The organism is Prevotella phocaeensis, from assembly GCF_900065875.1.
Lineage (GTDB): Bacteria > Bacteroidota > Bacteroidia > Bacteroidales > Bacteroidaceae > Prevotella > Prevotella phocaeensis.
Genome location: NZ_LT160621.1, coordinates 198,060 through 215,878 on the forward strand (window position 1 = coordinate 198,060; position 17,819 = coordinate 215,878).

Genomic DNA, 17,819 nt, shown 5'->3' on the forward strand with positions numbered 1-17,819 from the left:
TTGTTGTTTAATTATTGGTCAATTATTCGTCTCAGGCCATCCTTCTGTCTGTGTTAGATGGTAGCCCTTGTTTTTATAATCGGTCATCTGGTTGATTCCGATAGGCGAGAGATAAGGATTTACGTTAGGAATATCAAGGAACTTAAAGCGTCCTAAGTTTTCGAGCGGATAGAAGAACCCGTTCATTTGTGCGCCGTTTGTTCCATCGTAAACAATAAGTTTTCCTGTCTGATCCATTACACGGATTTTGCCCTTGTTTGCCGCGGTTAGCTCTTCACTTGCTTCAGATTGGAAGTTTACCCATGTACCAACGAGCAGGTCGGTATTGGCATCAGTATCCATATATTCCAGTTTTTTCCAGCGTCTCAGATCGATAATGCGTGCAAACTCGAAAGCAAATTCCATTCTGCGCTCACGCCGGATCTCCCAAATGAGTACCGGAACGTCTGTATCTCTGTTTGGATCTTGGTTCAAATTGGTAAGTTCCATCGGTGCAGTTTGTTTTACGCCCTTGTCTATTGCTTCCTTATCAAGTGGTCGCTTACGTATTTTATTCACCGATTTATCAATATCGGCCTGCGTCACTGCAGGACCACCGAGCGTTGCATACTCTGCCTTTGCCTCAATCCAGTTGAGCAACACCTCGGCATAACGCATTACAGGATAGCCCGTAACATTCTTGTCGCCCTGAAATTCTGGAGCCGGTGAGCCACCTGTCTTCAGATATTCCAACGCATTGCGTGGGATGAATTTCGTTACATACAGATAGCAACTCTTGCCCTTTGCCGTCGGAGTATCGTAGAAACTCGCTTCAAAACGCGGATCTCTTGTTTTTATCAAGTTCGACAGTGTAAAATCGGTTGCCGTTGTAAGCGAAGAAGTTTTCCAATCTTTACCGTCTGTGCAAATGAAAGCCTTTATAAGATCGAGATTCGGTCCTATATCGGTAGGCGAACTCATACTACAATTCGAAGCAACGCAATGTGTTACACCTTGTCCGGCATCATATTTACGGTAGAGAATACAATCTTTCGAAGCAGTAAGGTCGGTTGAACCGAATAATGTACGGAAGTCGGTAACAATATCGTATCTCCCGCTATTTATTACGAACTCTGCTGCTTCTATCGCCAGCTGGAAAAACTTTCGTGCTCGTTCGTCGTTTTTATAGTAGTATTTCTGCCAACTTGCTTCGTACAAAGCCCAGCGCGATACGAACGAAGCCACGACATATCGGTTTACGTTCTGTGCTCCATCGTCGAGTCTTACGTTTTGCATGGCATATTTGAAGTCGTTGTACACGGAATCCATCACTTCGTTTCGGGGGGTACGGTCTTTGTACAATTCATCCTTATCTGTATTTTTTATCTCTCTGTTATAGTAAGGCACATTTCCGAATACATTGACCAAACGGGCATACTCCAATGCCCTGAAAAATCGACCAATACCCATCCAGTGGTTATACTGCTCGGATGTAAGAACACCCGGCATTCTCTGGCTGATTCGGTCTATCATAACGTTGGCCTTTCTTATCCAAGCGAAGTTCCACGACGGACCTGCGAACTGGTTTTCCCATTGTAAGCCCAACGACGTGCTTCCCTTGGAGTTTGGGACAGAACGCTGGAATTGCGGTTGTGTAGACTTTATTACTACATCATCATTGAATGAGAAGTTATTGTTGGGTGTATAGGCAGTTTCTCCATATCCGAGACCATAACCGACAAAGAAGTAAGTATAGAAACTGTTAGCATACAGTCTTACCTTTTCTTCTCCGGTCCAATAATTCTCATCTTCCGCCGTAGTTTTTGAAGGGCGGTCGAGCACATCGTTACAACTTGTACAAGCAAGTGTGCAGATAACTAAAAAAGAAAATATCTTTAGTTTCATAATTATATCGTTTTAAAAAGATAACTGAACACCGCAAGAGAGCGATTTGAATATAGGCGTTCCCGTTCCGGTACGTGATAGATTATAAGACTCGCTGAACATCGAGTAACCAGAAATAGCTTCCGGATCGATGGGAAGTCCGCGCAGATGGTCGAAAGTAAAGAAGTTTTCCAACGACAGATACACTCTTGCTTTGGTAAGTCCAACTCTTGAAAGCCAGTTTTGAGGGAACGAATAGCCCACATTGATGTTCTTTATTCTCAAGTAAGCCATGTTGAGCAGATATTTGCTTTGGCATTGCATGCTGAATCCGGTGTTACTGCCTCCAAGGTCCCATGCACGAGGATAGAATGCATCCGTGCGGTCTTCACGCCAATAATCTGTAGCAAAAGTTTTGGGAATAGCGCCTTCTTTAGCTGAGAAGCCGGCGATGGCCAGTTGTCCTGCTCCCCATATCTTGCGCTTGCCGATGCCTTGACAATATACGGAGAGATCAAATCCCTTGTAGTCGAGACCGATGCGGAAGCTATATTCGTATCGTGGTGTAGAATTTCCTATCACCGTTTGGTCGCCCGGATCACCGTTTGTTCCCGAACCGGGAGTGATATATCCGTCGCCATCGATATCTACAAACTTCACATCGCCGGGAGAGAATATCAATTTGTCTCCGTCCTCGTAATGCACTTGATAAACAGGATAGGGGGCTGTCTGTAGATTGGTTCTACGTAGTGTACCCTTATAGATTACGTTGGTTGTAACGATTTTACCATTCGCATCGTATACGAAGTCTTCTTTTTGAAACAGTCGATCAGTTACAAAGCCGTAAATATCTCCATACCTTCTTCCAGTAGAATATCCATTGTTTAGACTTCGGTTTTCCCATGGAGTAAGATAATCGGCACCCTTTGTTATAAAAGTCGTTGCATCCGATACTGAAACATTAACGCTTACCCCAAGTCCGTTGGTAAAACGATGGTTGAAATCGAGTGCCAATTCCCATCCTTTGGTCTGCAGATTACCGTAGTTTCCTTTCGGGGCACTGGTTCCTAATGTTACGGGAAGACTTTCTCCCGGAATAATCATGTCTTTAGTATCGCGTTTGAACCAGTCGAAAGTTACTCCTATCTGGTTATTCCAAAAACGCAGGTCAGCACCGAAATCTAGCGTCTCAATCCTCTGCCAACTGATATTATTATCTATAATTGAGGGCGTTCCGAAGATGGTAGGTTTCTTGTTTGTTCCGTCGAGCCAGTTAGACGTTCCGTCTTCCAATACAGACCGATATAGCGTGTTGGGTACAGTCTGGTCTCCGATGCTGCCCCATGATGCTCTTACTTTACCAAAACTCAACACACCGGTTAGCGGTTTAGCTATCGGTTCGTTGGTAAACACCCATCCTGCAGAAAATGATGGGAACCATTTCCACCGCAGATGTTTGGGGAATTTTGACGAACCATCTCTACGTAAGTTGCCTTCAAGCAGATATCTGTCGGCAAAGGCATAGTTGATACGTCCGAAGAATCCTAACTGCGCCTCCCAGTTACGGTCTCCTTCGATAAACTGTTCGCCCGATGCAAGGGGGAACTGCGGATTACTTTGGTCTATGAGTCCTGTCTTTCGTCCGATGTGGTAGCTCCAGTTGTTAGTCACCTCATTCATACCTAACATGAATTTGAACGCATGTTCTTTTTCGCTTCCGAGCCACAGACGGTATGTGGTATAGGCGTTGAAAGTATTGTTGTCAGCACCGCGGCTTAAATTCCGCACGTAGTTAGTGGTAACATTAGAGTAATAGTCTGCTACTGGAAAACGCCATGCAGGAATTCCACCCGTATCGGTTACTTGCCCATCTTCATTGACATACACGGGGAAGCCGTTTTCTTTCCACTCGATGGGCTCGTACCATATCTGACCAGCTCTGAACTGTATTGCCGAAGAGTTTCTTTCGCGTGTTTGGCGGTCGTAGGTGTAGTCCACCTTCATATCCCAGTCTTTAGTGAAGTTCAGCGTAAAACCAAGACTTACATTGAAGTATTTGTCTTGAAGATTATCTGTGTTAGCTGCTCCAAGTTCGTAAGAAGGTTCGCGCAACTGATTACCGTTGCTGGTTACTCCGATGGGGAACAACGGGCTCCATCGATAGAGATACAGCCACGGGTCTGCCGATGTAGTTCCCACACCGGGATAACGTTTATTGCGGTCGGAATAGATAGAACTTGCCCTTATTGATACATACTTGTTGATTTCAGAGATGATGTTGATAGATGCATTGTAGCGCCGGAAGTCATCATGTTTTGCCGTGCGCATCATTCCAGTTTGGTTGAGATAGCCCAGCCCCACATTGTAAGAGGTGTTGCCCGCTTTGCCGTTCACAGAAAGATTGTGTGTCATCATAGGCGCCCAGTCGCGCACCATTGCCTTGATGCCATCGTAGATACGATAGCCGTATTTGTTGACACCGTCATATGTCCAGTCGCGTCCGTAAAGCACGGGATCGTTCCATTTCACCGTTCCGCCGTAGCGAGCCTGCCATTCGCGTATCTTTACCATGCTCTCGGGTGTAATACGCCAGAAACCACCAGCCGGCATCGGGGCGCCTCGGTTGATCTGTGCGTCGAGCGTGTATTGAAGTCCGTCCACACCGCCCATCTCGAGTTTCTTTGCAGTACTCTGCCACGAGAAGTTATTAGAGTAAGTTACCTCGAACTTATTACTGTTGGCACCGCTCTTCGTTGTTATCAGTACAACGCCGAACGCCGCCTTCGAACCGTAAATAGAAGAGGAAGCGGCATCTTTGAGTACGGAGATCGACTGCACGTCGTTAGGGTTCACCATCTGAATGCTGGGAATTTCTACATTATCGAGTAAGATCAGTGGAGCACTGCTTCCTTCAATAGAGCCAATCTGTCCGCGGATTTTTATCAGCGGATCGGAGCCCACTTCTCCAGTCGGCACGCGAATATTCATGCCCGGTACGACGCCTTGCAGTCCGCGGCCTATATCGGCGATCGGGCGGCTCGAAAGCGATTTCTCTACATCTACACTCGTTACGGCACCTGTCAGATTTGCCTTTTTCTGCGAGCCGTAGCCCACAACAACCACTTCATTAAGTGCCTTACTATCTTCTTTCATCACAATGCGCATGTTCGATTGTGCTCTTACGGTTTGAGTTACAAACCCCACATACGATACTACCAGCGAGGCGTTGGCATTGTTCAGTTGCATTTCGAAACGCCCTTCGGCATTCGTAATATAAGCATTCGACGTTCCCTTTTCGGTAATGCTCACGCCCACGAGCGGTTCGTTGTTGGCATCTGTTACAATGCCTCTTATCGTCTTGCGTTGTTGTTGCAGCATATCTATTACAGACGGATCAGCACTGCCCGGTATCGTTGCCGCTACGGCAAGCGGAATGCAGATCACAAACAATGCACAAAATCGTCGGGAGTTTTTAAAACATCCCTTCTTTAAGCGTCGGGCGATAATATCGCTCCATTTAAACAAATTTTCATTCATGTCTTTTGTATCGATTAAGATTTTTTGCGGTTTGTCGTTTCTTAAAAACGGGCAGAGAGAAAAGAACCGTCATAACCGGTTCGGCTAAAAAGATTATTCAGATTATCTTGCTCTGGGCGATATAGCCGCAGAACACCCGAGGGCATACTTATACTGGCAGAAGATAAATTCATGGTGCAGGCATAACAATGTGTCAATTTAGGTCGGTTAATAAATTTAAGTCGTCAAAGCAGTTCGCAAAAATAAATTGTTATTTGTATTTTGCATATCTTAGTGTTGCAAATATAAACATTATTTTGTATTACTTATAATAAAAACAAAGAAAACATTTACTTTTTCACAAAATATAATGAAATATGCACTATGCTGTATCTATCGTACTTTGTGTGGTATCAATTGCTACAATTTTCCAAAACGGATTTTTCCTGTAGCTAAATTGTAGCCTGTTGGGAGTATTTTGATCGTATCGGTAACCTTCGAATGTTATCTAAAACAAGATTGGATAAAGACAAATAATCGCCGTAACATCAATGAGCTACGACGATTATATTTTTTAATCTTTTTCTTCTTAGTTCCTGTTCAGAGTACTTGAAGTGGAGCTGGCGGGAGTCGAACCCGCGTCCAAACAGGGAAACCATATGCTTTCTACACGCTTATTTCAGCCTTTGTTTTCGTGCCATGGCAAGACCTGAACCACCAACCATAGCCTTATCCTCTTAAAGTTTTACATACGCAGGGAGGCATACGCATGCTATTTCCGATTTACCTGCACCGCTTTACCAAGAAGATTCGGAACAACATCTCTTGAGCGATGTCTCGTCCTGTCATCTGATAACAGGATAAAGCCAGTAATCTACTATGCTTCGATTAGGCAGCGAGAGCGTAATTGTTTTCGCCAATTAATTGTTTGCCTGCTCTGATTAAGGAGATAGCCGACGAGTCTCCGCGTGCTTACATACCATTTCATCCCGCTGTCAAATCCAAACAGCCCCGATGCTTCTACGTTCCACAGAACAGCTTTGTAAGTTTCTTTACAGCTGCAAATATACGTATTTATTTTAAAGTAAACTGCTTTTAGGAGATTTTTTTTCATGAAAAGGCAATCTATTAATGTGGAATTATAAAATATTCATCCCGCATTTCTAATCATTTCCTGTGGTGGGATGGTGTACACCCTATGTGTGACAGGTGTATGGTTTAATTGTGATATATTATGCATCTGGCGGCGATAGATACATAACATATGCGCATTATTTGCACGCTTTAGCTTTACCACAATGAAAGGATGTGGGCAATAAAATGTTTACTTTTCAAATATATATATTTTTATTAGTACCATTATCTATGTTTTACGTAGTATCTATAAAGACACTGTAAATTCTAAACATCACAATCTAATAAACGAATGAAACGATTACTTTTGTGTGCAACGTTGCTGGTATCGTTGTCTGTAAGTGCCATTAAGGTAACACACGGACCTTATATTTGCGATATGGACAGTACCGGAGTAACTATTATGTGGGTGACTGATAAGCCCGGAAGGGCTTGGGTAGAAGTGGCAGAAGATGGAAAAGACCATTTCTATGGTAAGGAACGACAGCGATATTACGCCACTTTGCACGGACGGAGGGTACTGACAGACAGTGTACACCATGTGCGTGTGGTGGGTTTAAAGCCCGATACGCGTTATCGTTACCGTATCTTTACAGAAGAAGTTGCGGGATGGAAGTACGATGACTGGGTTACTTACGGCAATATAACGGCTACCGATGTATGGAAAGGAAAACCGCATGAATTCAAAACATTTTCTGATCATGCCCGCGATATTACTTTTTTAGTACTAAATGATATTCACGAAAGGGCCGCTTTCATGAAAGATTTATGTAAGCATATCGACTTTAAGCATGTCGATTTTGTATTGCTTAACGGAGATATGTCGAGCCGTATCAATAGTCAGGAGCATATTTTTCAGGCGTATATAGATACATGTGTGAGTATGTTTGCCAAGTCGGTTCCTATTATGTTCAATAGAGGTAACCACGAACTTCGCGGCCCTTTTGCCGACAACCTGTATCGCTTTTTCCCGTCAACAACGGGCAAATACTATCGTTTGAAACATATCTGCGGTGTGGATTTCCTTTTTATAGACTCGGGAGAGGATAAGCCTGATAGCGATATCGAGTACGGAGGTATTACCGAATACGACAAATATCGTGAAGAACAGGCACAATGGTTGCACGAATTACAGCAAACAGAGAAGATTGGCAAGTATCCTTTGGTAGTATTCTCGCACATGCCACCAACTTTAGAGAACTGGCATGGTCCTTATCATTTATTGGAGACAGTCGTTCCCGAACTAAATAAAATGAACGTATCTGTAATGCTTTCCGGACACTTGCATCACTATGGATACCAAGAACCCAATGAGGTAATCAACTTTCCCAATTTGGTCAATAGTAACAACACTTATTTGTTGTGCCATATTTCAAAAGGAAAGATGGAAGTAAACTACGTGGGGCTTAATGGAAAAGATAAAAAACACTTTACATTCCCGTTAAAGTAGGGAGTATTGCCGATGATGAAAAGTAGCTGAATGGTGCAGAAAGATAAAATAAATATTGTGATTTTGGTGATATTATCTTTTTCGCTTATATTTGCAAACAAACCGTTTGATAGTCTGTAAGTAGTGTTTTGTCACCTTATTATTATATTACATGCCGTGAATGAAAAACGATGAAATTACATATATTACAGCATTGAAAGAAGGCTCTTATGAGGCTTTCGCGGCAATCTACGACCAATATGCCGATCGGATTTATAGCTTTGCCTTGGTTCAGACGAAAAATCAAACACTGTCGGAAGATATTGTACAAGAGACCTTTTTGAAACTTTGGGACAAACACACACAACTGGATTGTTGCGGCAATATACAGTCTTTACTTTTTACTATTGCACGACACCTTATCATCGATGGCTTCAGGCGACAAGTAGCAACGGTAAATTTCGAAGAATATCTTGATTTATGCGATCAGTTGTCTGTAGCACCTTCACCCGAAGAGGAATTGTATTACAATGAGCTTACCGTACGTTTACAGAAAACCAAAGCACGTCTCTCACGCCGTGCATGCGAAATTTACGAGATGAGCAGAGAACAAAGAATGCCCATAAAACAGATTGCCGAATCGCTTAACTTGTCGCCACAAACTGTGAAGAATTACCTTACTTCGACTTTAAAAATATTTCGAAATGAGTTGCTAAGGGGGCGCTTTGTGTGGTTTGTTTTCGTTTTTTTGTTCTTGTAAATACCCGTTCCCAATCCTTAATGAATGTTATATGTCTGGTACTTATGAAGTGCTTTGGCGTATAACTTATAGAAAAACTATTTATGTCTAAACAAATAAACAACTTATACGATCGATACTTGAAGGGTAAGCTTTCGGAAGAAGACTTCAATGTATTCCAGCAGGAAGTAGAGAAAGCATCCGACGATGAACTATGGCAGATGATGTATGAAGATTTTTCCTCAACCTCATGTGCGGTAGAAATGCCTCCAATGGTGAAAGACGAAATTTTATACCTTATTGAAAAGAAGCTGAAACGGAAACGTATATATAAGATATCGAGGTATGTGGCGGCAGTTTTTGTATTTCTTGTATCGTTTTCGGGAGTGTATCTATGGCTGAAACCGGCGACAAATGAACAGCTGCTACCTGCAATTGTTAATGTTGCTTCGGGTAATAAAGCTACAATAGTGCTGCCCGATGGCACGAAAGTAGCACTGAACAGCGGTACGGAATTACGCTATGATGTGGTGCCGGGTGAGCATCGTGAAGTAAAATTAAGTTATGGAGAGGCCTATTTCGAAGTAAAGAAAGATGCTAATTGTCCGTTCCATGTATCGGTAGGCGACATAAAAGTAGAGGTTTTAGGTACCCGATTCAATGTTAAAGCTGGTTATGGCCGTGTGGAAACCTCATTGTTCTCGGGTTCTGTGCGGCTGAGTAGTAATAGGCTTGTCCAGAAATATATGTTAGTTCCCGGTGAGAAATCTATTTATCGGCAGAATAACCACAGTATGTCGATAGTACAAAACGATGTGTATCAGGATGCAGGGTGGAAAGATGGTTATCTTGTTTTCAACTCTTTGCCGCTGAAGGAAGTACTTAAACTGATCGAAAACTGGTATGGCGTAACGATACATCTTATGGACGAGCGCCTTGCTAACGACCTTTTAACCGGTTCTTTTCATCAAGAATCTTTAGAATGTGTACTGCGTTCCCTTAGTATGCAGTATGGATTTAAATTTCAAATACAGAAAAATGAAATTATAGTAAAATAAAACAATAATTGTTGACTAAAGATCTAAAGACCTAATCAATATGAGTAAAAACGGAAAATGCAAACAGAACGGTTCGCTCACAGCTTTCTTTATACTGTTCCTATTCTTATTCCCAATGGGCATGTTTGCACAGAATGAGAGGATGACATTGAGCATCAAGAATAGAGAGGTGCGTACATTTATTCGGCAAATCGAGCGACAGACTCGCTATACCTTTGTGTATAGAAACAGTGTATTAGACCCGAAGACCAAAGTTTCTATCGTATGTAAAAATCTTCCGATAGATCAAGTGCTCTCTCAGGTGTTTGTGCCATTGAGTATTAAATACTCGTTTAATAGCAATACGATTGTATTGGTACGGCAAGAAGATAACACGAAAACCGTTTTTATTCCACAGGGTAGTAGTATGAATATATCTGAAAAACACAAGGTTGCCGGTATCGTTAAGGATGATACCGGAGAACCTATTGTAGGTGCAAGTATTTTTGTAAAAGGAACATCAGATGGTTCTGTTACGAATGTAAAAGGTGAGTTTAGTTTAGATGTGCCTAATGAGGCAATACTAACGGTATCTTATATCGGTTATGTTACTAAAGACGTACCTGTGAAAGGACGTAACAATATTAAAATCATTATGGATGAAGATGCCGCCCAAAAGTTGAATGAGGTGGTAGTGGTAGGCTACGGTACACAGAAAAAAGCAAGTGTTACGGGTGCTATATCATCAGTAACAACCAAAGATCTTGTACAGACTCCGCAAGCTAATATCAGCAATATGCTGGTTGGAAAGATGCCAGGATTGATAGCGATGCAACGTAGTGGGGCTCCGGGTGAGGATGGTTCCACGCTGTTGATCCGTGGTGTAAGCACATTTACAGAGAATACTGCGCCCCTTGTGATGATTGATGGTGTGGAAAGGCCTAATTATAATGGCATCGATCCTAATGAAATAGAATCTATCAGTATTTTGAAAGATGCTTCTGCAACGGCAATTTATGGTGTTCGCGGTGCCAATGGTGTTATCTTAATTACCACGCGTAAGGGAAAATTGGGAAAACCACGTTTGAGTTATTCTGGTAATGTTGCCATCCAAAAACCAACGGCAATTCCAAGTTATTTGAATAGTGCAGACTATGCAACTCTTTATAATGAGGCATTAAAGAATGATGCCTACACCTCTGGTGCAACTTATACACCGCGCTTCTCTGATGAAGATATTAGGTTGTATCGCGATGGAACGGATCCTATTTTTCATCCGAATATGGATTGGACCGGTGATTTTTTGCGTAAAACAACGCTGCGAACACAGCATAATTTTAATTTGTCTGGCGGTACAGATCGAGTAAAGTATTTTGTTTCTGCAGGATTTTATGCTCAGCAAGGTATGTACAATCATACGAAGATAGATAAGGATCATGATGTGAATGCCCATGATGCTCGTTATAATTTTCGCTCGAATCTGGACTTTAAGATCACGCAAGATTTCAGCGCATCATTACAATTGGCAGCACAGATAGAGAATGTACGTACTCCGGGAGCTGGTAATAGTACAATATGGCGTGAGATTTCTTGGTCTAATCCATTGAGTTCGCCCGGTCTGATCGATGGGAAAGTCGTGCGTCTGCAAGATGTTTTAGGGGAACAGAATCCATGGATGATCCTGCTGGGTAATGGTTATGATTATGACAGTAAAAACAATGTCAATACGACATTGCGTTTGGATTATGATCTTTCCCGTATTTTGTTGAAAGGTTTATCAGTACATGGTAGTATGTCGTATGACAGCTATTATTATAGTAGAAAGAGCTTCCGTAAAAGCATTCAGTATTATGTCGCACAACGCGATCCTGCTAATCTTGATAATATACTTTATCTTCCAAAAGAAGAAGAAACCGTTTGGTTTGCTAAACCAGGCTATGGAAAGAACAGGAAAGTATATATGGAGCTGGGTATTCACTATGGTCACAGCTTTGGACAGCACCACACAACAGCTTTGTTGTTGTATAATCAAAGTAAATATTATTCTCCCTCTTTGCAATATTTGGTACCCAATGCTTACCAAGGTATTGTAGGTCGCGTAACGTATGATTACGCTTCTCGTTATTTAGCGGAGTTCAATATGGGTTATAATGGAACGGAGAACTTTGCCAAAGGCCGTCGTTTCGGTTTCTTCCCTGCAGTTTCTGCAGGATGGGTTATCAGCGAAGAACCTTTTTTCCCGAAGAATGATTACCTTGTGTTCTTAAAGCTGAGAGCTACATACGGTGAGGTTGGTAACGATAAGATTGGCGGAGATCGTTTTCTTTATCTTCCATCTTCATACGGCGAGGCTTCCAATAATACCCTTTACCAATATAATTTCGGAAACGCTTCTTCACCGAATAACTCTCGAATGATTATTGAAAATAAGATTGGTAATCCATATCTAACTTGGGAAAAAGCAAAAAAGTTCAACTTTGGTGTAGAGATGAATTTCTTTAAAAATCATTTGACGATGTCGTTGGACATTTTTAAGGAGCGTCGTAATAATATCCTTGCCAACCGTAATACTCAACCGATGATTATCGGAGCAAATCTTCCTGCTTATAATATGGGAGAGATGGAAAACAAAGGATGGGAACTGGATGTGAACTATCGTAGCAATATACGCGACTTTAGATATTGGGCCCGTTTTAATTATTCTTTTGCACGCAACAAAGTATTGTTTAAAGATGAAGTTCCTAAAAAATATGCTTATCAGATGGAAACGGGCAGACGCGTAAATCAATTCTACGGGTTGCTTTTCGACGGTTATTATAACTCATGGGAAGAAATTAATGCTTTGGATAGACCTGTCAGTGCATGGAGTAGCAATAAGTTGCAACCTGGTGATGTGAAATATATTGATGTAAATCAGGATGGAAAAATTGATGATTATGATAGGGTACCTGTCGGTTATTCTCCCATACCGGAAATTATTTATGGTTTTTCGCTTGGTTTTAATTGGAAAGGGTTTGATATGTCTGCTCTATTTCAGGGTGCAAGTAATGTTTCTATTAAATACTTTGGACGATCGTTATGGCCATTTATCAATGGACATGAGAGCGCAAAGAGTTTAATTTTGGAGCGTTGGACTCAAGAACGTTATGAGAATGGAGAGCCTATAAGTTTTCCGCGTTTATCGCTGAGTCCAAATAAAGACACTGATAATAACTATAAAGACTCTAATCTTTGGATTAGGGATGCAAGCTATTTGCGTTTAAAAAACATTGAAGTTGGTTATACTTTTGGTAAAGAACTCGTAAAGCCTTTGGGTGTAGAAAGTATTCGACTATATGTCAGTGGTACGAATCTTATAACATGGTCGGATGTTATTGACCTTGATCCGGAAGCTCCTTCACGTTCCGGTAATGTAGAAATCAATACCTATCCATTGCAGAAGATATATAATATAGGTCTTAACATTAATTTCTAAAGTATTATGAAAAAATATCATTTCTTAAAAATAATCATGAGTTCCATGTTTCTTTGCTCATGTACGGATTACTTAGAGACGCCTCCTTCGGTTGATCTTGATGAGAATAAGGTATTTGCAGATAGAAGTTTAACAGAAAGATACCTTACTGGTGTATATGCAGAAGGAATGCCTTTAGGTTTTTGTATGAGTAGTTCTAATACAGATCGTAGGTTATGTTCTTCTTCTACCTTAGGCTCAGCCTGTGATGAGGCAGAAGATGTTGCAGATTGGGCAAAAGGTAATTCATCATGGAATGTAGACAATCATAATAACAATAGTGCCGAATGGGATGAAGACTGTCGACATTATTTGCGTTGGGAAACGTTACGGAAGTGTAATATTATTCTTGAGCGAATTAATGAAGTTCCTTATGATGTCGGTGATCCGGATTTCAATAGACGCACGGCTGGGGAGGCATATTTCATGAGAGCTATGTTGTTGTGGGAAGGAGTTTATCGCTATGGTGGCTTGCCCATTATTCATTTCAGGCTCTCTCCTAACGATTTCTCCACTTATCCTCGAAATACATTTTCAGATTGTGTAGATTCTGTTTTGGTAGATTGTGACAGAGCAGCTAGTCTTTTACCGGATTATTACACGGATGCGACAAAGGTCGGACGTGCAACTCGAATAGCTGCTCTGGCATTGAAGTCGCGTGTATTGCTGTATGCTGCCAGTCCGTTGTTTAATACCGATACTCCTTATTTGCCATTTAATGGACACGAGAATTTGATTTGTTATGGAAACTATGATAAAGAACGTTGGAAGAAAGCTGCTGATGCTGCAAAAGAGGCATTAGACGCAGCTATCGGATCAGGACATTATGGGCTTTATGCTGATGGCACACCTGAAACTAATTACGAACATGTATGGACGGTTCCAGATAATAAGGAAATTATCTTGGCAAACAAGAAATATAGGAACTTTAAAGTGAGTTCTCGTCCGATGGTAGCAGACCTCCCCGTATGGGCAATGAATAAGGCTTGGGGGGATGGAGGACTTTATGTAACCTTTAATTTTGTAAAGTTTTATGAGAAACGTGATGGTACCCAAGCTGATTGGTCAGATACCGGCGGCGATAATCTGATGGATATTTATAAAACATTAGATCCTCGTTTTAGTCAGACTGTAGCTTATCATGGAGCCTCATGGAATAATGAGATTCCTTTTATTGATTTCTTACCAAATGGAGCACAAAGTTCTGCTACTGATAAAACACGCCATCTCGTCAGAAAGTGGGTGCCACGTACAATGAAAGTAACTCCGCCGTTGAATACAACTAATGTAGATTGGATTGTGTTTAGGGTTGCAGAGCTCTATTTAAATTATGCTGAGGCACTTAATGAATATTATGATGTACCTCCACAAGAAGCATTTGATACTGTGGAAAAAGTACGTGAGAGATCGGGTATGCCCGGCTTTCCCACCTCGTTAACAAAAGAAGAGTTCCGTGAGAAGTTACGTAACGAACGTGGTGTAGAATTAGCTTTTGAAGATCATCGTTTTTGGGACATTCGCAGATGGCTTATTGCAGAGCAAGAAGGAGTAATGCGTGGCAAAATGTATGGCTTGAAAATATCTTCTGTCGATGGAAGTAAGTCAAAAATACACTATGAACCTTATGTGTTTGAGAGCCGCTCATGGAGCAGACGCTCTTATTTGCATGGAATCATGCAGAATGAAGTAGACAAGGGATATCTGATTCAGAATCCTGGTTGGTAAATAGGAGATGAACCTTAAATTTGAATGTATATGGCAATAAAACATAAAAGATTAATGATTGGCTGCATTCTGTTGTTTATTTGTATATTGAGCAATGCGCAGATTGATACAGCAGAAGTGGAAATAGCTTATGGTAAGCAGGAAACATGGAAAATGCCTTCAGCAATATCAACTGTTAGTGGCGATAATTTAATGAAGGTTACTTCTCCCTCTGTGGGAAATAGTTTGAAAGGTCAACTGCTTGGACTCACTGTAATGCAACAAGGTGGTGAACCTGGTTATGATTTCTATATGCAAAATATGTATTCACGTGGTGTTAGTTCCTTTGTTGGCGGACAGAAGATGCTTGTCTTTGTTGATGGTTTTGAGGCTCCACTTGATTATATTTCAACAGAGGAGATAGAATCTGTGTCTTTATTAAAAGATGCAGCTGCATTGTCACTCTATGGTGCTCGTGGAGCCAATGGCGTATTACTTGTTACCACAAAAAAAGGTGAACTTTCTTCTTCAAAGATCGGTTTCAGAGTACAGACTGGTTTGCAAATGCCAACCGTGATGAATAGTCCATTAGGGGCATATGATTATGCTCGCCTGTATAATCAAGCATTGACGAATGATGGGCAAGTGGCTCGTTACAATACTGATGAGTTAACTGCTTATCAAAATGGTAGTAATCCGTACTTATATCCGAATGTAAATTGGAAGAAAGAGATGCTAAAAAATAGTACACCCCTTACATTAGCAGAAATGACATTTCGAGGAGGACGTAATGTCATTCGTTATTATGTGATGGCAGGTTTATTACAGAATAATGGTTTGTATGTAGGAACGGATAAAAAGCGCAAAGAGAACTCCAACGCTTATTATGCACGCTACAACTTTCGTGCAAATTTGGATATTAGTGTAACTAATGCGTTGCTTGCATCATTATATACCAGTACAAGTATTGGCGAACAGTCTGCTCCTAGTGGTTCCAGTGCTGCAAAGTTAATAAACTCCATGTGGACAACGCCTCCCAATGCATTTCCAGTTTATAATCCAAATGGAAGCTTTGGTGGAACTAATATTTATACAAATCCAGTAGCTAATATACTTAATCGTGGGTTATACAAAGAGAATTCTCGTGCGTTGCAAGTAATTTTTAATCTGAAATATAATTTTAACAATTTGGTGAAAGGTTTGAGCGCAATGATAGGTGTTGGCTATAATAACTATGTGGCAGAATCTTCTTCGAAGACGCGCGATTATGCTCGTTATTCTATTGCCCAAATTGGTATTGATGCTGAAAATAATCCTATTTATAATTATACGCAGTATGGTGCCAATGCTCCATTGCAATCAACAGAAAGTTTTCGTACGGATTTCAGCCGTATGAACATGAAAGTCCAAGTAGATTACAATAATACTTTTGGCAAGCATGGTATTGATGCAATGTTCCTGTTTGTATCTGATTTATATAAAGTGTATGGTGTACGTGATGATGCCCGTTATTTGAATTATGCGAGCCGTTTGACTTATAATTATGGGAAAACTTATATTGCAGAGTTTTCCGCATCTTATATGGGAACGGATAATTTTCCTCCCAATCATCGTTTTGGCCTCTTCTCTGCAGGTTCCATAGCATGGGTCGTTAGTAACGAGCCTTTGATGAAACGTCTTTCATGGATAAACCATCTAAAACTCAGAACTTCTTATGGACTTGTCGGTAATGATCAGACTTCCGCTCGTTATATTTTTGATGCCAGCTATGACTATAATGGAAGTTATTTGTTTGGTGTTAATGCCAACTCTTCTGGGGGATTTCGGGAAGTTACACTTGCCAATGCTGATGTAAGTTGGGAGCGAAAAAAGATTTTCAATGTCGGATTAGATGCTAAGGTGTTAAAGAATTTAACAGTTACTTTTGATTTTTTCAACGAAGTCCAGTCAGGTATCCTTACACGGGCATATTCTAATGTGCTAGGTTTCATTGGTGCTTCTTATGGTAATATCCTTCCTTTGATGAATGTAGGACGTGTAAACAATAATGGCTTCGAGTTCAAAACTCGTTACGATGGTACTATCAAGAATGTCTTCTCTTACTTTGTCGAAGCTGGTGCATGGTATTCCAAAAGTAAGGTGAAAGAGCAGGGAGAAGAAATGAAATTGTATAATTATCTTTATCAGAAAGGTCATCCCGTTTGGCAACCTATTATGTTAGTGGCTGATGGATTGTATCAAGAATCTGATTTCGATGCAAATGGAAACTTGAAAGCTGGTTTGCCCGTACCACAATTTGGGCATGTTGCTCCCGGTGATATAAAATATGTAGATCAGAATAATGATCATATCATCGATTCTAATGACGCTTATCCTGTTGGGCACACTACAGTACCGGAATGGAACTATGTATTGAGTTTAGGTTGTAAATGGAATGGATTTGATTTAAGTTTGTTTTTTCAAGGAGTCGCTAATCGTGATATTTACATTAGTGGATCAAGTGTTTATTCTTTCAAGGATAATGGTTCTGCCTCCCCGTTAGCACTTGATAGTTGGACAAAGGAGAACCCGACAGCCAGTTATCCACGGTTATCTACTGTAGATTTCGATAATAACTATCGAACCTCCACGTTCTGGAAGCGCAATGGTAGTTTTTTACGATTGCGTAATGTACAATTGGGATATGCATTGCCACAATCTGTTAGCAATATTCTGAAATTGAGTAATGTATATATTTATGTTAATGCAACAAATGTTCTGACTTTCGATCATTTGGGTAAATTAGGGGATGCGGAAATGGGAACGCTTACCAATTATCCGTTAATGAAATCGTATAGTCTTGGATTGAAGATTGTATTTTAATATTGAAATCTAATAATATTA

At 40.9% G+C, this 17,819-nt stretch carries 8 protein-coding genes and 1 other RNA gene; 6 read left to right on the forward strand and 3 right to left on the reverse strand.

Annotated features, from left to right (window positions below; all coding sequences use genetic code 11):
* Positions 1-18: 18 nt before the first annotated feature.
* From BN3912_RS03230 to ssrA, 3 genes are all read right to left on the reverse strand, one after another.
* On the reverse strand, positions 19-1,884 hold the full coding sequence (locus BN3912_RS03230; RefSeq protein ID WP_023984429.1) for a RagB/SusD family nutrient uptake outer membrane protein: 1,866 nt from the start codon (positions 1,882-1,884) through the stop codon (positions 19-21).
* Positions 1,885-1,896: 12 nt separating this feature from the next.
* Complete coding sequence (locus BN3912_RS03235; protein WP_154665142.1) at positions 1,897-5,241, reverse strand: SusC/RagA family TonB-linked outer membrane protein; 3,345 nt, start codon at positions 5,239-5,241, stop codon at positions 1,897-1,899.
* A gap of 750 nt (positions 5,242-5,991) precedes the next feature.
* Positions 5,992-6,392, reverse strand: a transfer-messenger RNA (tmRNA) gene (gene ssrA, locus BN3912_RS03240).
* Between the two features lie 413 nt (positions 6,393-6,805).
* Here ssrA and BN3912_RS03245 point away from each other — a divergent pair.
* The 6 genes from BN3912_RS03245 (at position 6,806) to BN3912_RS03270 (ending at position 17,798) form a co-directional block, all read left to right on the forward strand.
* Positions 6,806-7,963: a purple acid phosphatase family protein gene (locus BN3912_RS03245; protein ID WP_023984426.1), complete on the forward strand. Its 1,158-nt coding sequence runs from the start codon at positions 6,806-6,808 to the stop codon at positions 7,961-7,963.
* A gap of 160 nt (positions 7,964-8,123) precedes the next feature.
* Complete coding sequence (locus BN3912_RS03250) at positions 8,124-8,702, forward strand: sigma-70 family RNA polymerase sigma factor (protein ID WP_023984425.1); 579 nt, start codon at positions 8,124-8,126, stop codon at positions 8,700-8,702.
* Positions 8,703-8,785: 83 nt separating this feature from the next.
* A complete protein-coding gene (locus BN3912_RS03255; RefSeq protein WP_023984424.1) occupies positions 8,786-9,739 on the forward strand; it encodes a FecR family protein in 954 nt (317 codons plus the stop codon).
* A 115-nt stretch (positions 9,740-9,854) separates the two neighbouring features.
* Positions 9,855-13,193, forward strand: coding sequence for a TonB-dependent receptor (locus tag BN3912_RS03260; RefSeq protein WP_394332695.1), 3,339 nt, complete (start codon positions 9,855-9,857; stop codon positions 13,191-13,193).
* Between the two features lie 6 nt (positions 13,194-13,199).
* Entirely contained in the window at positions 13,200-14,957 is a 1,758-nt protein-coding gene (locus tag BN3912_RS03265; RefSeq protein ID WP_195906764.1) for a RagB/SusD family nutrient uptake outer membrane protein, read from the forward strand.
* 30 nt (positions 14,958-14,987) lie between these two features.
* The gene (locus tag BN3912_RS03270; RefSeq protein WP_195906765.1) at positions 14,988-17,798 is read left to right on the forward strand and encodes a SusC/RagA family TonB-linked outer membrane protein; all 2,811 of its coding nucleotides are present in this window, start codon (positions 14,988-14,990) and stop codon (positions 17,796-17,798) included.
* Positions 17,799-17,819 lie beyond the last annotated feature (21 nt).